This window comes from Devosia polycyclovorans, from assembly GCF_042181575.1.
GTDB classification, from domain to species: domain Bacteria; phylum Pseudomonadota; class Alphaproteobacteria; order Rhizobiales; family Devosiaceae; genus Devosia; species Devosia polycyclovorans.
Window position 1 is genome coordinate 1,592,732 of sequence record NZ_CP170082.1, and the last position, 20,121, is coordinate 1,612,852.

The following is a 20,121-nucleotide window of genomic DNA, read 5'->3' on the forward strand; positions in this document are numbered from 1 at the left end:
TGACACGATCAAGAGCCGCGCCTGATCAGCTTTCCGAGAACAGGCGTTTTGGAGAGCGCCAGCAACAGACGCAGCCGGAGCGGCATGGTGTAGTCGCGCAGTTTGGAAAAGCCGACCAGATGCGCCTCGTAAACCAGTTCACCATGCTGGTTGACGGCGGTGAGCTGGTTGAACAGCAGGCCCCAGCCGGGAATGGAATTGGACGGCCGCTTGTCGGTGACCGTGAGTGTATAGGTCACCTTGTCGCCCGGGCGGACCGGCGCCTTGAAATCCATCGAATTGACCCCCGGGGAGGGGCCGGAGACGCCCGGTTCCTGGCCGAGCCCGCGCAGCCGTTCTTCTTCAGCAAACAAAGCATCGACCATTTTGCGGTGACCCACGCTGACCGTGTGCCAGCCCGAAGCGATCAGCCCGCCGAAATGGCTGTGCCGCGCCAGCTCCGGGTCTGTGTGAAAATATTGCGGATCGTAGAGCGTGCCGAAGCGGATGATCTCTTCGGCCGAGAAAGTGTGATCGCCCAGCGGAAAGGGCTCATTGACCTCTATGTCCTCGAACCAGCGGGTCATGCCACGGCCTCCGCCTTGCGGCATTCGACCAGATTGGCCAGCCGCATGCTCATCACCGGCTTGCCGTTCTGATTGCGCATGTCGAAGTCGAGCGTGACAATGCCCCATTGCGGGTGAGTGGAGGACCGGCGCCGCTCGGCAATCGTCACCGTGCCGCCAATCGTGTCGCCAACCATCACCGGCGTTTTCCACTTGAGATCGCGAAAACCCAGCCCGCCGCAAGAGGCAATCTGCGAGAGGAAATTGTCGACCAGCATTTTCAGGCTCAGGGCACCGGTCTGCCAGCCGCTGGAGGCGAGCCCGCCCAAGAGGCTTGCCTTGGCCGCGGCTTCGTCAAGATGAAACGGTAAAGGGTCGAATTCGCGCGCGAAGGTGATGATCATGTCCTTGGAGACGGTGGTGCGCCCCAGGTCGATGACTTCGCCGACGGCGAGGTCCTCGAAATGCCGCCGATCTTTTGTGACAGGATTGGTCATTTGCTTGCCCTATACGTCAATTGGTTTTTTGGCACGCGCCGCCGTCGGGGGCAAGGGATAGATGTGTGGTACCGGGCAGCCAAGCCGGTTTCGACTGCGCAGGCGCCAAAACATTGACATCGGCGGCGATCCCGCCCAATTGGAGCGCAACGATTTCCCGGAGATACCCATGGGCTTCAAGATGGGCATTGTCGGCCTGCCGAATGTCGGCAAGTCGACACTTTTCAATGCACTCACCCGCACCGCCGCCGCGCAGGCGGCCAACTTCCCGTTCTGCACCATCGAGCCCAATGTGGGCGAGGTGTCGGTGCCCGATCCGCGGCTGGAAAAGCTGGCGGCCATCGGCAAGTCGGCGAACATTCTGCCGGCGCGCATGAGCTTTGTGGATATTGCGGGCCTGGTGAAAGGCGCATCGCAGGGCGAAGGGCTGGGCAACCAGTTCCTCGCCAATATCCGCGAGACCGATGCCATCGCCTATGTGCTGCGCTGCTTTGAAGACAGCAATGTCATTCACGTCTCCAACAAGGTCGATCCGCTGGCCGATGCCGAAGTGGTCGAGACCGAGTTGATGCTGGCGGACCTCGAAAGTCTCGAAAAGCGGCGCCCCAACCTTGAGAAGAAGGCCAAGGGCAATGACAAGGAGGCCAAGCAGACGCTGGAGCTGGTCGACCGCGCCCTTGCGGTCCTCCGCGACGGCAAGTCGGCCCGCTTTGTCCAGCGCGACCCGGAAGAAGAAAAGGCCTTCGACGAACTGCAATTGCTGACCAGCAAGCCGGTGCTCTATGTCTGCAATGTCGATGAGACCTCGGCGGCGACGGGCAATGAGCATTCGAAGAAGGTCGAGGACTATGCCGCGGCCAATCATGCGGGTGTCGTCATCATCTCCGCCGAGATCGAGAGCCAATTGGCCCAGCTTCCCGACGACGAGCAGGCCGAGTATCTCGATTCGCTGGGGCTTGAGCAGCCCGGCCTCAATCGCCTGATCCGCGCCGCCTATGACCTTCTGAACCTGCAGACCTATTTCACGGTAGGCCCCAAGGAGACCCGCGCCTGGACTATCCATCGCGGTGACAAGGCCCCGCAGGCGGCCGGGGTGATCCACACCGATTTTGAGCGCGGGTTCATTCGTGCCCAGACCATTGGCTACGAGGACTTCGTGACCCTGGGCGGCGAAGTGCCGGCCAAGGAAGCGGGCAAGGCGCGCGACGAGGGCAAGGATTATGTTGTCAAGGATGGCGACGTGATGCTGTTCAAGTTCAACGTCTGAGGCGGCTCGTTTCTTAATCGAGTTGAGGAAAGCCGGCGGCTGCGCAAAACGCAGCGCCGGCTAATCCATTTATTAGATGGCGCTGGTCAGGAGCCGGGCTCTCATATCCCTTGCCGGATTGGGGGCAAGTGCGGATATCGGCGGCCCGTTCTGGCAGTCCAGAGAGGAATCAACCCGCTAGTGCGGACCGGCCGGAATCGGCTGGGCGGTGCCGCAGGGGCCACCATCCATGTTGATGGCGATATCCATCCTGTCTCCCGCGAAACTGATGGCCTCGTACCAGTGGCTTATCTCGACAGTGCTGGCCGGCACATAATGGAAGATCAGCGAACGGCGGAAACGGTCTGCGCTGGTATTGGGTGTCGAGCCGTGGATGACGCTGCCGTTGAAGAACAGCACATCGCCTGCCTTGAGATTCATCATGCGTGGCTCATGTCCGGGCGGAGGCTCGACGTGGTCGGAGGTGAAGAACAGCGTCGGATCGGATGGTTCGGGACAGGCGATGTCGAGGCTGGACGTATTGGGCACGCACATCATGCCGCCATTGCCTTCGTCCGCATCGTCGACCGCGATCCAGGCGGCCAGGCAGGTGCCGGGCTTCACGCGCAGATAGAAATTGTCCTGATGCAAATCCTGGCCGCGGGCGCCGGGTGGCTTGAAGTAAAACATGGACTGGCAGGCATAGGGCGCTTCGCCGAAAAGTTCGGCCAGAACTGGTTCGAGGCGGGCGTCGAGCATGTAGCGGCGGGCGAGCGGGCCGACCGGCTTATCGTCATGCTTGTGCGGATGCATCATGCGCGGATAGCGCGCCAGTGGGTCGCTGCCCGCCGGACTGCCGCTGCGTATGTCAGAGAGACCCGGAACCGGGCCTTCACTGGCCTGGGCCATGAAGGTGTCTCTGATCAGGGCAATTTCGTCAGGGGCGATCAGGCCGCGCAGGGCCAGGAAGCCGTCTTGCGCATAGGCGGCACGCTGTTCGCTAGATAGGGTCATTGGCATTCCTCCTGGGCCCAACCATAGCCACCAGACGCAGCAGAGCCATGGCTTGGACTGCCGAAGGCATGTATTATCCTGCTATGATCTCAACCGTTGAAACCCCGCATGATGACGTCCTGCGCCTGCTGACGGGCCATTTTGACGAGGCCGCGGGCTATCGTGCCTATCGGCCAAATGGCGTCGGAGATTGGCTTCTGGTTCTGACGCTGTCCGGCGGTGGACGGTTTGGGCATGGGGCCGGTAACTTTCGCGCCGAGCCCGGGGACTGGGTGTTGCTGCCGCCCGGAACGCCGCATGATTATGGCGTTGCCGACGATGCTGCGCGGTGGGAACTGGTATGGGCGCATTTTCAGCCACGCGCGGACTGGCATGACTGGCTGCGCTGGCCTCGCCTGGACGGCGGGCTGAGGGTGTTGCGGCCGGAGGGTGACCAAGATGCTCTGGTTGGGCAATTCCTGCATGTGCACGACCTGCTTGGCAGTGGCCAGCGCCGCGCGGACGCGCTGGCGATGAATGCGCTGGAAGCGCTGCTGCTGCAATGCGACATGCATAATCCGCCTGAAACGGGCGATCTGGACAGGCGCGTGCGGCGGGCCATGGCGTTCATGGAGGCCCATTTGGCCGAGCGTGTGAGCGTTGAGGATGTCAGCCGGGAGGCCGGGCTGTCGCCATCTCGACTGTCACATCTGTTTCGCGCGGAAACCGGGCAGAGCGTGCAGGGCTATCTCGAAGGAGCGCGGTTGCGACGGGCCGGCGACCTGTTGCGGCGCACAAGTTTTCCGGTCAAGCAAATCGCTGCGGAGGTGGGGTTTGACAGTCCATTCTACTTTTCGCGCCGGTTCAGCCGCGCAACGGGATACAGTCCTCAGGCATTTCGGCGCTGGAGCGGGCAGTCCCGCGGCGCCGCCGAACAGGATTCTTAGAAAACCGGAATAAAGGCATTCCATCCCGGATTGCATCATCGGCGATTGCCGATAGCATTGGGATCAACGCGGCAGGAGGAGCCGCAGGCCGGTCCCGGCCAGTTACGGAGCATCCCCAATGGCAAATCCAAAGATCACCTTTATCGGTGCTGGCTCGTCCGTGTTCATGAAGAACATTGTCGGCGACATTCTGCAACGGCCCGCTTTGGCGGGCGCGGAAATCCGGCTGATGGACATCAATCCCACGCGCCTGGAAGAAAGCGCGATCATTGCCGGCAAGCTGGTCAAGACGCTTGGCGTGCCGGCTACGGTCAGCACCTTTTCGAACCAGCGCGAGGCGCTGGATGGCACCAATTTCGTGGTCGTCTGCTTCCAGATCGGCGGCTACGAGCCCTCGACCGTGGTCGATTTCGAGGTGCCCAAGAAATACAATCTGCGGCAGACCATTGCCGATACGCTGGGCGTTGGTGGCATCATGCGCGGGCTGCGGACCGTGCCGCATCTGTGGAGCATTTGCGAAGACATGATGCAGGTCGCGCCTGATGCGGTGATGCTGCAATATGTGAACCCGATGGCCATCAATACCTGGGCGATCGCGGAAAAATACCCGTCTATCAAGCAGGTGGGTCTCTGCCATTCGGTGCAGGGCACGGCCATGGAGCTGGCGCATGACCTCGATATTCCCTACGAGGAAATCCGCTACCGCTCTGCCGGCATCAACCACATGGCCTTTTATCTCAAGTTAGAGCATCGCCAGCCGGACGGGACCTATAAGGACCTCTACCCCGAGCTGCACCGCGCCTATGCCGAGGGCCGCGCCCCCAAGCCGGGCTGGAACCCGCGCTGCCCCAACAAGGTGCGCTACGAGATGATGACGCGGCTGGGCTATTTCGTCACCGAAAGCTCGGAGCACTTTGCCGAGTACACGCCCTATTTCATCAAGGAGGGGCGCGAGGACATCATCGAAAAATTCGGTATTCCGCTCGATGAATATCCCAAGCGCTGCGTGGAGCAAATTGCCAAGTGGAAGAAGACTTCGGAAGACTATCGCAACGCCGATCGCATCGAAGTGGCCAAATCCAAGGAATACGCCAGTTCAATCGTCAACTCGGTCTGGACCGGCGAACCTTCGGTGATCTACGGCAATCTGCGCAACAATGGCGTCATCACCTCGCTACCGAACAATGCAGCCGTCGAGGTGCCTTGCCTGGTTGACGACAATGGCTTGCAGCCGACCTATATCGGCGAATTGCCACCTCAGCTGACCGCGCTGATGCGCACCAATATCAATGTGCAGGAACTCACCGTGCGGGCGCTGATGGAAGAAAAGCGCGAGCATATCTACCACGCCGCCATGATGGACCCGCACACCGCCGCCGAGCTGGATCTGGACCAGATCTGGAACGTCGTCGACGATCTGATCGAGGCTCATGGCGAATGGCTGCCCGAATGGGCGCGGGGGCCACGCAAGGCGGCTGTTGCATAGAGCAACTTGAAAAGCACCTCTCGGCCCGGACCGGGAGGTGCTTCAGCCGTTTGGATGCCTCAAGGGGCGTTTTTTTGTACGATGCAGTTGCCGCCCATCTCGAGAAGACGCTGACACAGTTCTTCGGCTTCCTGGCGGTTCGGACGACCGACCATCGCCGAAAAGCGCAGTTGATTGCCAAAATTCGGGTTGCGAACGCTGATCAGCATCGGCTGCTCATTGGCCAGCAGGCTGCTGAACCGTGTCTGGGTTGCAAGAAAGCGGCTCCGTGCCCGGTCGGCGGAAGCATTCTGCGCCAGCAAGACACCCCAGGGTTGCCACTGGGCGGACGCAGTCGTGAGGCTGGGAGGGCGCATCGTTTCGGCCATGGCGACACAGGCTGTGCGAAAGTCACTTCCCTTGTCCAAGGTGTAGTCGACCTCTCCCACGGCGTTGATAAGCCACTGCTCGACGGAATGGCCGGTGACGATCGTAACATAGTCGCGCGTTTCGGCGGGCAGAGCGCCGCCGCCATTGGCAACATAACGCCCTATCCTGCCTTCGCCGCCATTGTAGGCAGCAGCAGCAAGTCCGAGGTTGCCAAACTTGATCTCGAGGAAGCGCAGATATTCGGCTGAGCGCGCCATTGCTTCAGTCGCATCGAACGGATTGACCAGACCGCGCAGACGGGCAGTTGATGGCATGAATTGCGCAATTCCCTGTGCTCCCGCAGGGCTGACGGCCGCTGGATTGAAACGGCTCTCCTGCCAAATAAGTCGGGCAAAGTAATCCGCGGGTAGGCTCCAATGCTCGGCAAAGATCGCGATGGCGGCGCACACGTCGGCCTTGTAACTGTGCTCTGCGATGCAAATTTCTCGTTCTTCCAACGCATGGCAGGTTCGGACCTCCAGCTCCTGAGCCGCAGCCTGAGGTGCCCAGAACTGGAACAGGAACAGCAGCGCGGTCAGCAAGGCTCGACTGGCTTTGAGTGGCATGCCGCAATATTGGCAAGCCGGTGGTTCGGGAGCAAGCTGCGCGAGACATTCGTGATCTGGCCGTCGGGACAGACGACCGACGCGCGAACTAGTCGCGCTTGCCGAACAGTTTGCTTAGCATGTCGGCCATGGGGCCGGACTTGGGCAGTTCGGTCTGCGGTTTTGCAGGGCGGGCCTGGCGAATGTGACTCTGGCCCTTGGGGGCGACGGGCTTGTCGTCCTGTTTCGGTTCATCGCCCTTCACTGCCAAAGCGAGCTTGTTCATAAAGCCGCTGTCGTCGCCCCTCAGCAGAAGCGGTGCCTGGCGGGCGATTTCGTCGAGCAACGGGTCGAGCCAGGCCTGGTCGGCTTTGGCGAAGTCGCCCAGCACGTGGTGGGTGACGAATTCCTTGCCCGGATGGCCAATGCCGAGGCGAACGCGCTTGTAGTCCAGCCCGATCTGCGGATCGATGGACCGCAACCCATTATGGCCGCCATTACCGCCGCCCACTTTCACCCGCACCTTGCCCGGCGCCAGGTCGAGCTCGTCGTAAAAGACGATGATGTCGACATTCTCGATCTTGTAGAAGCGGGCGACCTGCTGGACGCTGTCGCCTGACTTGTTCATGAAGGTCTGCGGCTTCAAAAGCAGGGCGCGCTCGCCGCCAATGCTGGCTTCGGCCAGGAGCCCCGAATGCTTGGATTTCCAGTTGGTCACGCCATTGGCCGCGGCGATGGCATCGATGGCCATGAAGCCGATATTATGGCGGTTGCCCGCATATTGCGCGCCGGGATTGCCCAGTCCAACAAGCAGTTTCATGGCATGGCCCTATTGCAAATGAATGAGGCGGCCTTAGGCCGCCTCACACGTTTCGTCGCTGAATTGGGGATTACTCCTCGTCAGCGGTTTCTTCTGCCTCGGCGCCGCCATCGGCAGCTTCGGAGGACTTGAGGCCCGACGGAGCAACCAGGGTCGCGATGGTGAAGTCGCGATCGGTGATTGCCGGCGTCACGCCCTGGGGCAGGGTCACGGCCGAGATGTGGATCGAGTCGCCGATTTCAGTGCCCGACAGGTCAACGGTGACGTGCTCGGGAATTTCGTTGGCGGGGGCGATCAGCTCGACGGTGTGGCGCACAACGTTGAGCGTGCCGCCGCGCTTGAGGCCGGGGCTCTTCTCTTCGTTGATGAATTCCACGTGCACTTCGACGTGCAGCTTGGAATTGCCCGACACGCGCAGGAAGTCGATGTGAACCGGCTGGTCCATGACGACGTCGAGCTGGTAGTCGCGCGGGATCACCTTATGCACGGTGCCGTCGACGTCGAGGTCGAGGATGTGCGACTTGAAGCCGCCGGCATAGATGAACTTCAGTGCGTCTTTGTATTCGACGGAAACGGTGACGGGGGGCTTCTTGTCACCATAGATAACAGCGGGAACACGTCCCTGACGACGCAGCTCACGAGCGGCCCCCTTGCCCACTCCCTCACGCGCCTGTGCCTTGAGCACTTTGTTGGCAGCCATGGAAATCATCCATTCTGGGTTGGTGTATGTCGTTCCTACAACAACATACGCGCCCGTCCTCCAGGGGTGACGAGCGCTTCATGGCGGCGGGATATAGAGGAATACGGGGCGCCGGGCAATAGATTCTCGCCTATCCGGACACTCAAGCCCCCGGCATGGGCAGGCAGGGCATGATCTCGACGCCCGTTCCGGGAAAGATGGTGAAGTGTGGGTGGTTCTTGAACATCTGTGCTGCGTCATCGTGCGTGTCTGCCTCGACGATGACATAGGCGGCAACTGCGTTGCGGGTGGGCGCTATGCCCTCCGGCGAGGCCAGGAGCGTCTTGCCGAGCGGCGCGCCCATATCGACGATGACGTGGCGGTGCCGCTCGACCCATTGGCCCCATTCGGTCATGGCGCGTTGACTGCGCTCGGTCTTTTCGGCCTCTGGAAGGTTGTCCCAGGCCTTCTGCACTTCGGAATTCTGCGTGCCCATATAGAGAGCGAGAAAACGCGGCATGGTCGGCTCCTCCTGTGCTGGTGAGCACAGGATAACGCCAGATGGGTGCGGGGGATAGGATTTGTGAACGCGACGCTAGTCGAAGAGGCTCGAAACGCTCTGCTCGCTGGCGGTGCGGGCGATGGCCTCGCCGATCAGCGCGTCGATCGACATGCGGCGGATATTGGCGGCGGCCTTGGTGGCTTCGGTCTCGAGGATGGAGTCGGTGACCACCAGTTCCTTGAGCTTGGAGGCGGCGATGCGTTCGGCCGCGCCCTCGGACAAGACACCGTGGGTGATATAGGCCGAAACCTCCTTGGCGCCGGCCTTGAGCAGGGCCTCGGCGGCGTTGACCAGGGTTCCGCCGCTATCGACGATATCGTCGATCATGATGCAGGTCTGGCCCTCGACATCACCGATGATGTTCATGACTTCGGACACGCCGGCGCGAGGACGGCGCTTGTCGACAATGGCCAGGCTCGCCCCGATGCGGCTGGCGACATTGCGGGCGCGCACCACGCCGCCGACGTCGGGCGAGACGATCATCACATTGCTGACGTCGTAATTGTCTTTGATGTCGCGCACCATGACGGGGGCGGCGGTCAGATTGTCGGTGGGAATGTCGAAGAAGCCCTGGATCTGCGCAGCGTGCAGGTCGAGCGTCAGCACGCGGTTGGCGCCGGCTTCGGTGATCAGGTTGCTGACCAGCTTGGCGGAAATGGGTGTGCGGGGCGCCGACTTGCGGTCCTGGCGGGCATAGCCGAAATAGGGCAGGACGGCGGTGATGCGACGGGCCGAGGAGCGGCGCAGCGCATCGGTGATGATGAGCAGCTCCATCAGATTGTCATTGGCTGGATAGCTGGTGGACTGGAGGATGAACACGTCCTCGCCGCGGACATTTTCCTGCACCTCGACATAGACTTCCTTGTCGGCGAAGCGCTTGACCATGCAGGCGGTAAGGGGAAGTTCGAGATAGCTGGCGACGGCCTCGGCCAAGGGGCGGTTGGAGTTGCCGGTCACCAGCTTCATGGGCGCGATCCTGTCTCAGCCGGTCCCTCGGGTGGGGACCTCCCAGTTTCGCGGGCAGCTTTAGCGGCAAGTTCCAGGCGTGACAACGCCACTTTGGGCTTAGCGGTAAATAAACCTCATGTCATTGCGATGACAGCGACCTGGCGGCCGGTCCTGGTCTGCTGGTGGGTGGCATAGCGATGGGAGAAGTAGCGCTCGGGATGGGCATAGGTGCAGATACCCAGATTCTCGACCAAGGCGAGGCCGGCAGCCCGCAATTGCGCTTCGACAAAACCGGGCAGGTCGAAATGCGGCTTGCCGCCTTCCGGGGTGGCAAAGAATTGCTCCCCATCCGGGTGCGAGGCCAGGAAATCGTCGCGAAACTGGTCGCCGACCTCATAATTGGGTCGGGAAATGGTGGGCCCGATGGCGGCATGGATGCGCGCCGGGTCAGCGCCGAGTGCCACCATGGCGGCGATCGTATTGGTGGCGATGCCTTCGGCGGCTCCGCGCCAGCCGGCATGGGCAGCGCCGATGACGCCGGCCTCCGGATCGGCGAACAGGATCGGCGTGCAGTCGGCGGTGAGAATGCCCAGGGCGATGCCAGGGATGGCGGTGACCTGAGCGTCGGCGTCGATAGTGCCGGGGGTGATGGGTCCTGTAAGGGTCCGGACGCGGGTGGAATGCGTCTGTTTCAGAATATTGAGCGGGCCCAGACCAATAGTGTCGGCCACGATCTGGCGGTTGGCTTCGGCAGTGGCGGGATCATCGCCGACGCTCAACGAGACGTTGAGTCCGGCAAATTCGCCCTTGGACACTCCGCCGGAGCGGCCGAAAAAGCCGTGGCGGATCGTCGGGATGACGGCAAGTGCCGGGGCTCGTTCGAATGGCGCGGTCATGCGGTGAAACCGGGTGGTTGCAGGCCGGGGCTGTGGGCGCAGAACACCTTGAATAGGTTGCCCATCTGGTCGGGTCCGACCAGCCGGTCATGGGCGGTGCGGATATCGTTGGCGGAGCCAGGATTGGCGCCGGAAAGGGCTGCGGCGCGCTCGCCGATGCCGAGGCGGGTGAGGAAGTCACCCTGAGTGGCCAAGGGTTGAGTGGCGAGGCCGGCGGCGCGGGCGACGTTGCCCAAGGCACCAAAATCGACATGGGCAGAAATATCGGTTTCGCCGGGCGCTTCGAGCACATCGGCATAAGCGTGGCGGCGGACGGCCTGGAGGGTGTCGCCGGTTTGCGTCGTGCCGTAGCCATAGTCGATGGCGAGGAGGGCGCCGCCCTGCTGGGCGATCACCTTGCCCAGGCGGGTTAGCACTTCGGCAGCGGCGAAGCAGACCTCGAGCATGGTGTCGGGTTCGGCATTGGCCACCGCATCGGGCATGGAGGCGGGCGATATGGGTGTGGGCGAGAGGCCAAAGGCGCGCTTGCCATCCTTGAGGCCGACCTGACGCTCGTGCCAGCCATCTGCTTTGCGGACAAACTGGCGGATGGGCAGAGCGTCGAAGAACTCATTGGCGATGATGAGCACTGGGCCGTCGTCGAAGCTCTCGAAATCCTGCAGCCATTTGGGGTCATAGACTTCGAGCTTTGCCTTCTGCTCGGCCATCAGCACGGGACTGGTCTCGAACAGGCGGAGTTGCAAGGCATCGCGGAAGCCGGGCGCGCGGCAGGCGACGCGCAGAATGTCGGCCATCAACGTGCCGCGGCCTGGGCCGAGTTCGAGCAGGGTGAAGGCCTTGGGTTCGTCCATCTGTTGCCAGAGGTTGACCAGCCAGAAGCCGATCAGCTCGCCGAACATCTGGGAAATTTCCGGCGCGGTGACGAAATCACCCTTCGCGCCGAGCGGTTCGGCAGCGCGGTAATAGCCTTTGGACGGATGGGTGAGGCAGAGGCCCATATAGGTGGCGACCGAGATCGGACCGGATGTCGCGATCTGCAGATCGATCTGCTGTTCCAGCGTCAGGCTGTCGAGCTTGGGGGCGGTGGGCTTTTCAATCATGGGCGCAACGGGTTTTCGCGGCGAGTAGCCGCATAGATGACAAGGATCAGGCCGCCAAGGAGTATGGGAAGGCTGAGCACCTGGCCCATGGTGAGCCAGCCGCCATAAAGATAGCCAAGCTGCGCATCGGGCAGGCGGACGAATTCGACGGCCATGCGCGAGATCGCGTAGCCGATGCCGAAAATGCCGGCGACCAGGCCGGGCTTCCTGAGCGCGTAGAACACATGGGTGGCGACGCGGATGATGAAGAATAGCAGCAGGCCCTCAAACGCTGCTTCATAGAGCTGGCTGGGATGGCGGGCGACCTGCAGCGGATCGGTGGGGAAGACGACGCCCCAGGGTGCATCGGTGGGCGCCCCATAAAGCTCGGAATTGATGAAATTGGCGATGCGGACAAGGAAGATGCCGATGGTGGATACCGCTGCAATGAGATCCAGGCCGCTCAACCAGTTGCCCTTGTGACGCCGGGTGAACAGAACCACGGCCAGCATCAGCCCGAGCATGCCGCCATGATAAGACATGCCGCCATCAAGCGTGTTGATGATCTCGGTGGGGTTCTCGAGATAATAGGGCAGGTTGTAGAACAGCACATAGCCTAGGCGCCCGCCGATCACGATGGCGAGCATGGTCCAGAAGGCGAAATCCCAGATATCCTTGGCGGGGAAGGGCGGCGCGCCGCGATGCCAGAGGCGCTCATTGCGCAAGAGCAAATAGCCATAGGCCGCGCCCAGCAAAACTCCAAACAGATAGCCCAGGGCGTACCAGCGGATGGCAATGGGGCCGATGGCAAAGGCGATTGGGTCAATATTGGGGAAGGGCAAGATGTGCTCCGGATGTCGACCGCAGAATAGCGCGCCAAGTGGCAGGATTGTGTATGCCGTAGCCCGATGGTGCTGTTGGTTCAAGCTGTTCGACGCGCGGACGTGCCCAAGGGCCGGTCGGTCCGGGGCTTCCGGTTCCAGCGGACGTGTCCGAAGGCGCGTGCGTCTCAGCAATGAAGATGTCGCCGCGTCTCGCCATTCGCGCCCTTCTCCATTCAAATCTCCCGCTGGAGAGATGTGCCCCGTCCAGACAGATCAAGCGGGTGTCTCCTGCTGGCCGTGTCCGCAGGCGGCTGCTGGGGTGGGGAGAACTGTTTGGTCCGGGGTTTCAACTCCACTTAACCGATTTTTTCTATGTTCGACGGGAGATGCCGCGCGGCGCGGGGAGATGCAATGAAGAGAACGGCCTGGAACCTGACCCAGATATTGGTGGTCTGGGTGCTGCTGGCCGCTGCACTCAGCCTGCCTACCTTGGTGAGCGGTGCGGTTCCCAAGGTCACGGGCGACGACGCCATGAGACTGGTTCAGGCGATCGACCTGTTCAATGGCCAGGATTGGTTCGATACGACCCAGCACCGGGACAATGCGCCATTTGGTGCGCCCATGCATTGGTCCCGGTTGATCGATGCGCCGCTGGCCCTGCTTACGGCAATGGTCTGGCCCTTTGCGCAGGATGCGGCACCCTATTGGGCTGCCTTTGCCTGGCCGCTCCTGGTTCTGCTGGTGGTTGTCGCACTGGTAGCCGAGTTGTCGGAGCGAATTGGCGGCAGGGCCTCGCGTCTGCCCGCACTTGGGCTGCTGGCTCTGACCCTGTCGGTCTATACCGAGTTTGTGCCGGGGCGCGTGGATCACCACAATGTGCAGACTGCTTTGACGCTGGGCATGATCCTGGCGACCCTGCTGGGCAGGCATCAAACTGGCTGGGCCGTGGCGGCCGGTGCGCTCGCTGCGACGGGTCTGGCGATCGGCACGGAAGTGTTGCCGTCTGTTGCTGTGGTGCTTGTCTGTTTCGGGCTCTATTGGGTAATCGATCCGGACCAGGGCAGGCGTCCGCTGCTTGCCGTTGCCGCGAGCTTTCCGGCGGCGCTGCTTGTTCATCTATTGATCAGCACGCCGATGTCGTCGGTCCTGCTGGCTGCCTGCGACGCTCTGTCGATAAGCTATGTGGTGGCCGGAACCTTGTTCGGCGTGGCAATTCTCACGGCTGTGGCCGTTGCTCCCCTCCTTGGCGGGCCGTGGCAGCGGTTTGTAGTGCTGGGCACCCTGGCCATTGTGGCCGTGGGTCTATGCCTATGGATCTTTCCCGAATGCATAGGCGGGCCCTATGGCAATCTCGACGCTGATGTGGCCAGCATCCTCATGCCGGAGATCGGCGAGGCCCAACCGGTCTGGATATGGGCCAGCTCCTGGAGGCCGCAACTTTCCATTTTGGTCGCGCCCGTAATTGGCACGCTGGCCATTGTGCTGGCCACCCTGCTGGCGCCACGGCAGACGCGTTGGCGCTGGGCTGTTTTGGGCGGGTTCTGCTTTGCCCTGTTCGTCGTGTTCTGTCTGCAGGTGCGCGGCTTCCGCCTGCTCAGCATCGCCCTGCTGCCGGGGCCGGCGTTTCTGGCAGCGCTCTCCTGGGCACACTTTCGCCGGCACAAGTCTTGGGTGTCCGTTGGCCGTGTCGTGCTGACTTTTGTCACATTTGCCGGAGCGGGCCACTTTGTCCTCTTCGCGCTGAGCGATACCGCCTTTGGTTGGTCGCCCCCGATCGATATGTCGAGGGCCGCCGCCTGGTCGGGGTGCCAAGAACGGTCGGCCTATGAGCAACTGCACGCATTGCCGCCGGGCAACATGATGTCGTTTCTGTTGATCGGACCCCAATTGCTGCTGGAATCTCCGCACTCCATTGTCTCGGCGGGCTATCACCGCAATGAGGATGGGCTTCGCGATATGGTCCGGTTCTTCGAGGGCGGAGAGGCCGAAGCACTTGCGGTGGTGCAGGAGCGCAAGCTTGACTATCTCGTGTTCTGCCGCAGCATCGACCCGACGGCTGCGCTGGCGGGTCTGAACGATTTTGCGGGGCTGGGATGGAGCTGGCTCAAGCCTCTGAGCGATCCTGAGGCGGGGCTGCAGATCTATGAGATCGAAACGACGCCATAGTGGAAGAGGGCGCTTCGGGCGCACTGGTCATTGCTCCGCCCATCGCCTACATATCGGGCAGAGAACTCTTTCCACGACAGGGAGCCGTGCCATGAACCAGAACAACAGAATTTTCGATGGGCTGGGCCGGGTGATGAACGAGGCCGCCGGCGTGGCTGATGGCGTGCGGCGGGAAGTGGAAACCGTCGTCAAGTCGCAGGCCACGCGGATCGTCAACGACATGGACCTGGTCAAGCGCGAGGACTTCGACGCGCTGCGCGAGCTGGTGCAGGTGCAGGGCGAGGAAATCGAAGCGCTGCGCAAGGAAATTGCGGCGCTGCGCGGCGAAAAGGCTGCTTCCTAGAGCAGGCTGACCGGATCATGCGGGTCGCGGTCCTTTCCGATATTCACGGCAATGTGCCGGCGCTCGATGCCGTACTGGCCGATATCGAGCGGCATGGTGTCGAGGCCATTGTGTGCCTGGGCGACCATGTGAGCGGTCCGATCGACCCGGCGGGAGCGGCGGAGCGCATCATGGCGCTTGACGCCATCTGCATTCGCGGCAACCACGACCGGTGGGTGGTGGACCCTTCGCTGCGGCATGATCCGTCGTCGGTGGATGAATTCGCCCGTGCCCGGCTCAGCGCACACCAGATGGGGTGGCTGGCAGGCCTGCCGGCGACGACCAAGCTGGGCGACGCGGTGTTTCTCTGCCACGGGACGCCGAAGAGCGACGAGGCGCCCTGGCTGGATAATTTCTATGACGGGCGCACAACCATTCTGCCTTCCGAGGAGGAGGTGGCGCGCGAGGCGCTGGGTCTGGACCTGCCAGTGATCTTATGCGGACATACACATATTGCGCGGACATTACGGCTCAGCGATGGGCGGCTGATCGTCAATCCAGGTTCGGTGGGGATGCAGTTGGTACGCGGTTCGCCCGATGCGCATTACGCCGTGATCGAGCGGCGGCAGGGGCTATGGCAGACAGCGCTGATCTCCGTGCCCTATGACACAGATGCGGCAGCTCGCCTGGCCGAGGAGAATGGCTTCCCGGGCTGGCGTGATGCGATCCGGTTCGGCTGGGCCGGACCGGAAAGCCTGGGGTAGGGGGGGCATCGTGATTTCGCTTGAACGCGAAGCGCCCGGGTGGCGCCGCCATTCGAGCGTAGCTCTCATGGCCTTCTTCTCTAAAATCTCCCCACAGGGGACATTTTGCCTGCGGCACGAGTCGAAGTGTGCAAAAGCACCGTTTCGAGACAGGCTGGCCGGGCGTCTTAATGGCTCGTTAACCATTTCGGTCCGATCATCATCCACAAGAGAATGGTGTTCTCCGATCCCGTCGCGTCCCCTGAATCAAAGACGCAGTGTAGGGTTCAGACATGGAGGACGATTCTTGAGGCCGTCGCGTTGGCGGTGTTGTTCTCCAAGCGTACCCCAAGAGTGGTGGCCCAAAGGCTGCGTGGACGAAAACGCCTTCCAAGGACGGACGATCTATATGTCCCTGATTGAATATGAGCCCGACCGCGTCTCCCATCCGGTGGACCTTGTCGAGCACATCGCCTCGATCAACGACTGGAATTTCGAGCGGCAGGATGCCGACGAGATTTCCATTTCCGTGCGCGGGGGGTGGAGCGATTATCACGTCTCGTTCAACTGGATGGAAGATCTGGAAAGCCTGCATATCGCGTGTGCTTTCGATCTCAAAGCGCCAGAGGGGCGGCGGGCCGAAATCAAGCAGCTGATCAGCCTGATTAATGAGCAGCTCTGGATTGGACACTTCGATATCTGGAACAAGGAGGGCGTTGTCCTGTTCCGCAATTCGCACCTGCTGACCGGCGGGGCGGATGTTTCGCCGCAACAATGCGAGGCTTTGCTGCGTTCTGCTACCGATAGTTGCGATCTCTACTATCAGGCATTCCAGTTCGTCGTGTGGGCCGGCAAGTCGGCCGCCGATGCTCTGAGCCATGTGATGTTCGAGACAGTAGGCGAAGCATAATGAGCGCAAATCTGCGGACTTTGGGTCCCGTCATGCTGGTTGGCGCCGGCAAGATGGGCATGGCAATGGCGCGCGGCTGGCTCGAAGCCGGGTTGCCGGGGAGCAATCTGGTGCTGGTCGATCCGGCGCCGAGCGATGCAGCCAAGGCGTTGGCGGCGGATTATGAGCTGACCATTCACGCCGAAGCGATTGGGCTGGAGCCCAATGTGCTGGTGCTGGCGGTCAAGCCGCAGATCATTGGCGAGGTGATGGAGGGCCTGAAGCAGGCCGTCGGACCGCAGACCCTGGTGCTTTCGATTGCCGCCGGGATTTCCATTGCGACGCTTTCGGCCGGACTGGAAACCGGGCGGGTGGTGCGCACCATGCCCAATACGCCGGCACAGATCGGCAAAGGCGTGACCGGCGCGGTGGCCGGCCCGGAGGTCGGCACGGACGATCGTGCGGCGGCCGATGCGCTGCTCTCGGCGGCGGGGCAGGTGGCCTGGTTCGATGCCGAAAACGATCTCGACGCGGTCACGGCGGTGTCGGGCTCGGGTCCTGCCTATGTGTTCAACCTGGTCGAGGCGCTGGCGGCGGCTGGCGTCAAGCAGGGACTGCCCGAACATGTCGCGATGCAATTGGCGCGGCAGACGGTGATCGGCGCAGCGGCGCTTATGGAGGCCGATTCGGCCCCGGCGGGCGTGCTGCGGCAGAACGTGACCTCGCCCAATGGCACAACGGCGGCGGCGCTGAATGTGCTGATGGCCGATGACGGGCTGACGCCGCTGATGGAAAGGGCCGTGGATGCGGCCCGCAAGCGCAGCGAAGAATTGGGGCGCGGCTGACGCCTGATTTCAGAGTTTGCTGGTGAGGTTGAGCCGGTCGAGAACGGCGCGGTCAGTGGGGTCGACCATGCCGACGAGAAAACGGCGGACCATGTTGGCGGCTTCGGGGGGCAGGGCATCGATCGAGGCATCGATGCGGCTGGCTTGGGTTTCGGACAGTTTGGCGAAGAATTCGCGGCCCTTGTCGGTCGCGTAGAGCAGGCGCTGGCGCCGGTCAGCATGGCCGGTGCGCTGTTCGACATAACCATTGTCGATCAGTTGGCGCAGCACCCGGGCCAGGCTCTGCTTGGTGATCTTCAGGATATCGAGCAGGTCGGCGACCGGCATGCCGGGTCGCAGATTGACGAAATAAAGCACGCGGTGGTGGGCGCGGCCAAAACCCTGACGTTCGAGCAGGGCATCGGCGTCGCCGGTGAAGTCGCGATAGGCAAAGAAAAACAGCCCCATGATGTCGAGCGGCAGGTGTGCCTGATCGGCCAGAGAATTTATGTCAGCCTTGTTGACATTTTTTCGATCCGCTGGCATTGTTCCTCCATCGGCACCACAGCTTTGACTTATCCCAGAGCCGTTCCGGTTTGCCAAGGGTTTGACCCTGATGCATGATTGAGCAAAAGGCGCGTTCGGGAAGAACGGCGCGAGACATATTTTTGGAGAGGAACAATGGCAGGCCTGCCTATGGACCAGCGTGATGGCTGGCTCTGGTTTGATGGCGAACTCAAGCCCTGGAAGGATGCGAAGGTGCACGTGCTGACGCATGGCCTGCACTATGCCAGCTCCGTATTCGAGGGCGAGCGCGCCTATGGCGGGGAAATCTTCAAGTCGCGCGAGCATACCGAGCGGCTGATCCGCTCCGCGGCGACGCTGGACATGAAGCCGTTCCCCTATTCAGTCGACGAGATCGAAGCGGCCAAGGCTCTGGTGCTGGAAAAGAACAATCTGGTCGACGCCTATGTGCGGCCCGTGGTGTGGCGCGGTTCGGAAGAACTCAGCGTGCCGGCGCGCAACAACAAGATCCATGTGGCGATCGCGGCCTGGGTGTGGCCGAGCTATTTCTCGGTGGAAGAAAAGCTCAAGGGCATTCGCCTGGAATGGAGCAAGTGGAAGCGCCCGAGCCCGGAGACCATTCCGTCTTCGGCCAAGGCGGCGGGTCTGTACATGATCTGCACGCTGTCCAAGGACGCGGCCATGGCCAATGGCTACGCCGATGCACTGATGCTGGACTATCGCGGCTATGTGGCCGAGGCCACGGGCGCCAATGTGTTCTTCATCAAGGGCAAGGAGATCACGACGCCGACGCCGGACTGTTTCCTGAACGGCATCACCCGGCAGACGCTGATTTCCCTGGCCAAGGAAAACGGGTTCACGGTGACCGAGCGGCACGTCATGCCCGAGGAATTGAGCCAGTTCGACGAGTGTTTCCTGACCGGGACGGCTGCGGAAGTGACGCCGGTTTCGGAAATCGGGGAGTTCAACTTTACCCCGGGCGAGGCGTGCCGCACGCTGATCGATGCCTATGCGCGGGCCGTGCAGCCGAAGAAGGCTGCGGCGGAGTAGGCCTGGCTCCCCCCAAGATGAACAAGAAGACGCCCGCCATTCAGGCGGGCGTTTTGCTTTCTTGTTGAATAGATGGCACGCCGAACACGGTTTCGCGCACCAGGCCGGTGGTGTAGCCGCGCGTGTTATGGGCGCGCGCGGCGTAGTCGGGATTGGCCATCAGGGCCGCGTGCAATTGGGGCAGGTTGTAGAAGGGCACGCTCGGATAAAGGTGGTGTTCCAGGTGATAGTTGACATTGTGCGGAGCAAAGAAGGCCCGCTCCCAGAAATAGGGCAGGACTGAGCGGGTGCCGCCCAATTCGTGGCTATAGTCCATCGAGCCGAAATGCTCGGCCACGCTGCGCACATGCATGAGCAGGAAAAAGGCCGTGAAGTAGGGCACGAACCAATAGAGTAGCACGTCGGTCCAGATGCCTAGCCAGGTGAACAGAATGGCGCATGCGATGTAGAAGCCGAGCCGCGCCAGCCGGTAGGCGAGGGGCGGTTTCTCGGCGGCTTTCAGGCGATGCAGCATGCCAAAGATGTCGATGATCGAACCGACCACCACCAGATAGCTCAGGAGGTCCAGCGCGCCTTCCTGCCAGGCCTTGGGGAAGGTGAAGCGGCGGTTGCCCAGCTTGAACACCCAGTCGGGGTCCTTGTCGGTATTGGTGTAGCGGTGATGGGCGAGGTGATTGCTGCGATAGCTGGCAACGGTGGTGAGGATCGGCCAGGCCAATAGCAGGTCGCAAATCCAGTCGCTTAGTGCCTTGTTGCCGGACATGAAGCGATAATGGGCGAAATCGTGCAGCAGGACGCCAAAGCCATGCATGCGGCCGCCAATGATGGCCACGGCGAGCAGATAGACCAGCGGGTTTTGTGCCCATTGCGAGATGGCGATGGCAGCGGCAATGACGCCCCAATCGAAGAGGACTGCAAATGCGGTGCGCCAGGTTTGCAGCACGGACAGGCGCTTGACCGTGGCGGCGTCAATATAGGCTTGCGACGACATGATTGGCCTCCTTCATGCCCTACGTCCCTGTTTGGCCGTGCTTCCGAACCGCAAAACCGTTTCCAATAGAGCTCGAAACGCTCCATGGTTAATGGAAGATTAACACAGGATTTGAGGCTGGAACGAATCCGTTGGA

General features: G+C 61.8%; 22 protein-coding genes. 9 read left to right on the forward strand and 13 right to left on the reverse strand.

Annotation, left to right across the window (positions count from 1 at the left end; all coding sequences use genetic code 11):
- Window positions 1–8: 8 nt before the first annotated feature.
- A complete protein-coding gene (locus ACE4RL_RS08010) occupies window positions 9–566 on the reverse strand; it encodes a MaoC family dehydratase (protein WP_375599973.1) in 558 nt (185 codons plus the stop codon).
- Window positions 563–1,042 carry a MaoC family dehydratase gene (locus ACE4RL_RS08015; RefSeq protein WP_375599974.1) on the reverse strand — a complete coding sequence of 160 codons (480 nt, stop codon included), beginning with the start codon at window positions 1,040–1,042 and terminating at the stop codon, window positions 563–565. The genes ACE4RL_RS08010 and ACE4RL_RS08015 overlap by 4 nt, the downstream gene beginning before the upstream one ends.
- Before the next feature lie 169 nt (window positions 1,043–1,211).
- On the opposite strand from ACE4RL_RS08015, the gene ychF reads away from it, so the two are divergent.
- The gene (gene ychF, locus ACE4RL_RS08020; protein WP_375599975.1) at window positions 1,212–2,309 is read left to right on the forward strand and encodes a redox-regulated ATPase YchF; all 1,098 of its coding nucleotides are present in this window, start codon (window positions 1,212–1,214) and stop codon (window positions 2,307–2,309) included.
- A gap of 177 nt (window positions 2,310–2,486) precedes the next feature.
- Here the strand turns inward: ychF and ACE4RL_RS08025 are convergent, their stop codons facing one another.
- A complete protein-coding gene (locus ACE4RL_RS08025; RefSeq protein WP_375599976.1) occupies window positions 2,487–3,302 on the reverse strand; it encodes a phytanoyl-CoA dioxygenase family protein in 816 nt (271 codons plus the stop codon).
- A 47-nt stretch (window positions 3,303–3,349) separates the two neighbouring features.
- On the opposite strand from ACE4RL_RS08025, the gene araC reads away from it, so the two are divergent.
- Both araC and ACE4RL_RS08035 read left to right on the forward strand, forming a co-directional pair.
- A complete protein-coding gene (araC, locus tag ACE4RL_RS08030) occupies window positions 3,350–4,228 on the forward strand; it encodes an arabinose operon transcriptional regulator AraC (protein ID WP_375599977.1) in 879 nt (292 codons plus the stop codon).
- A 118-nt stretch (window positions 4,229–4,346) separates the two neighbouring features.
- Complete coding sequence (locus ACE4RL_RS08035) at window positions 4,347–5,714, forward strand: alpha-glucosidase/alpha-galactosidase (RefSeq protein WP_375599978.1); 1,368 nt, start codon at window positions 4,347–4,349, stop codon at window positions 5,712–5,714.
- A gap of 59 nt (window positions 5,715–5,773) precedes the next feature.
- On the opposite strand, the gene ACE4RL_RS08040 is transcribed toward ACE4RL_RS08035, so the two are convergent.
- The 8 genes from ACE4RL_RS08040 to lgt all read right to left on the reverse strand — a co-directional run bounded on the left by ACE4RL_RS08040 (window position 5,774) and on the right by lgt (window position 12,538).
- On the reverse strand, window positions 5,774–6,688 hold the full coding sequence (locus ACE4RL_RS08040) for a lytic transglycosylase domain-containing protein (RefSeq protein WP_375599979.1): 915 nt from the start codon (window positions 6,686–6,688) through the stop codon (window positions 5,774–5,776).
- An 88-nt stretch (window positions 6,689–6,776) separates the two neighbouring features.
- Window positions 6,777–7,487, reverse strand: a complete 711-nt coding sequence (gene pth, locus ACE4RL_RS08045; RefSeq protein WP_375599980.1) for an aminoacyl-tRNA hydrolase — start codon at window positions 7,485–7,487, stop codon at window positions 6,777–6,779.
- A gap of 70 nt (window positions 7,488–7,557) precedes the next feature.
- Window positions 7,558–8,187, reverse strand: a complete 630-nt coding sequence (locus tag ACE4RL_RS08050; protein ID WP_375599981.1) for a 50S ribosomal protein L25/general stress protein Ctc — start codon at window positions 8,185–8,187, stop codon at window positions 7,558–7,560.
- Between the two features lie 142 nt (window positions 8,188–8,329).
- The gene (locus ACE4RL_RS08055; protein WP_375599982.1) at window positions 8,330–8,686 is read right to left on the reverse strand and encodes a hypothetical protein; all 357 of its coding nucleotides are present in this window, start codon (window positions 8,684–8,686) and stop codon (window positions 8,330–8,332) included.
- Between the two features lie 75 nt (window positions 8,687–8,761).
- Window positions 8,762–9,694 carry a ribose-phosphate pyrophosphokinase gene (locus tag ACE4RL_RS08060; RefSeq protein WP_375599983.1) on the reverse strand — a complete coding sequence of 311 codons (933 nt, stop codon included), beginning with the start codon at window positions 9,692–9,694 and terminating at the stop codon, window positions 8,762–8,764.
- A 116-nt stretch (window positions 9,695–9,810) separates the two neighbouring features.
- Window positions 9,811–10,572, reverse strand: coding sequence for a peptidoglycan editing factor PgeF (pgeF, locus tag ACE4RL_RS08065; protein WP_375599984.1), 762 nt, complete (start codon window positions 10,570–10,572; stop codon window positions 9,811–9,813).
- Window positions 10,569–11,672 carry a class I SAM-dependent methyltransferase gene (locus tag ACE4RL_RS08070; RefSeq protein ID WP_375599985.1) on the reverse strand — a complete coding sequence of 368 codons (1,104 nt, stop codon included), beginning with the start codon at window positions 11,670–11,672 and terminating at the stop codon, window positions 10,569–10,571. Before ACE4RL_RS08070 ends, pgeF begins: the two co-directional genes overlap by 4 nt.
- Window positions 11,669–12,538, reverse strand: a complete 870-nt coding sequence (lgt, locus tag ACE4RL_RS08075; RefSeq protein ID WP_375600254.1) for a prolipoprotein diacylglyceryl transferase — start codon at window positions 12,536–12,538, stop codon at window positions 11,669–11,671. The genes ACE4RL_RS08070 and lgt overlap by 4 nt, the downstream gene beginning before the upstream one ends.
- Window positions 12,539–12,886: 348 nt before the next feature.
- On the opposite strand from lgt, the gene ACE4RL_RS08080 reads away from it, so the two are divergent.
- The 5 genes from ACE4RL_RS08080 (at window position 12,887) to proC (ending at window position 17,440) form a co-directional block, all read left to right on the forward strand.
- Window positions 12,887–14,641, forward strand: coding sequence for a hypothetical protein (locus tag ACE4RL_RS08080; RefSeq protein WP_375599986.1), 1,755 nt, complete (start codon window positions 12,887–12,889; stop codon window positions 14,639–14,641).
- A gap of 91 nt (window positions 14,642–14,732) precedes the next feature.
- Window positions 14,733–14,984 (forward strand): accessory factor UbiK family protein, encoded by a 252-nt coding sequence (locus ACE4RL_RS08085; RefSeq protein ID WP_375599987.1) that lies wholly within the window; start codon window positions 14,733–14,735, stop codon window positions 14,982–14,984.
- A gap of 17 nt (window positions 14,985–15,001) precedes the next feature.
- Window positions 15,002–15,727 carry a metallophosphoesterase family protein gene (locus ACE4RL_RS08090; protein ID WP_375599988.1) on the forward strand — a complete coding sequence of 242 codons (726 nt, stop codon included), beginning with the start codon at window positions 15,002–15,004 and terminating at the stop codon, window positions 15,725–15,727.
- A 388-nt stretch (window positions 15,728–16,115) separates the two neighbouring features.
- Window positions 16,116–16,616 carry a YbjN domain-containing protein gene (locus tag ACE4RL_RS08095; protein WP_104893634.1) on the forward strand — a complete coding sequence of 167 codons (501 nt, stop codon included), beginning with the start codon at window positions 16,116–16,118 and terminating at the stop codon, window positions 16,614–16,616.
- On the forward strand, window positions 16,616–17,440 hold the full coding sequence (gene proC / locus ACE4RL_RS08100; RefSeq protein ID WP_375599989.1) for a pyrroline-5-carboxylate reductase: 825 nt from the start codon (window positions 16,616–16,618) through the stop codon (window positions 17,438–17,440). The genes ACE4RL_RS08095 and proC overlap by 1 nt, the downstream gene beginning before the upstream one ends.
- A 9-nt stretch (window positions 17,441–17,449) precedes the next feature.
- Here proC and ACE4RL_RS08105 read toward each other — a convergent pair whose 3' ends face one another.
- Window positions 17,450–17,965: a MarR family winged helix-turn-helix transcriptional regulator gene (locus ACE4RL_RS08105; RefSeq protein WP_246204695.1), complete on the reverse strand. Its 516-nt coding sequence runs from the start codon at window positions 17,963–17,965 to the stop codon at window positions 17,450–17,452.
- A 135-nt stretch (window positions 17,966–18,100) separates the two neighbouring features.
- Here ACE4RL_RS08105 and ACE4RL_RS08110 point away from each other — a divergent pair, with 135 nt between their 5' ends.
- Window positions 18,101–18,994 (forward strand): branched-chain amino acid aminotransferase, encoded by an 894-nt coding sequence (locus ACE4RL_RS08110; RefSeq protein ID WP_375599990.1) that lies wholly within the window; start codon window positions 18,101–18,103, stop codon window positions 18,992–18,994.
- 40 nt (window positions 18,995–19,034) lie between these two features.
- Here the strand turns inward: ACE4RL_RS08110 and ACE4RL_RS08115 are convergent, their stop codons facing one another.
- Window positions 19,035–19,985 (reverse strand): fatty acid desaturase family protein, encoded by a 951-nt coding sequence (locus ACE4RL_RS08115; protein ID WP_375599991.1) that lies wholly within the window; start codon window positions 19,983–19,985, stop codon window positions 19,035–19,037.
- Window positions 19,986–20,121: the final 136 nt, after the last annotated feature.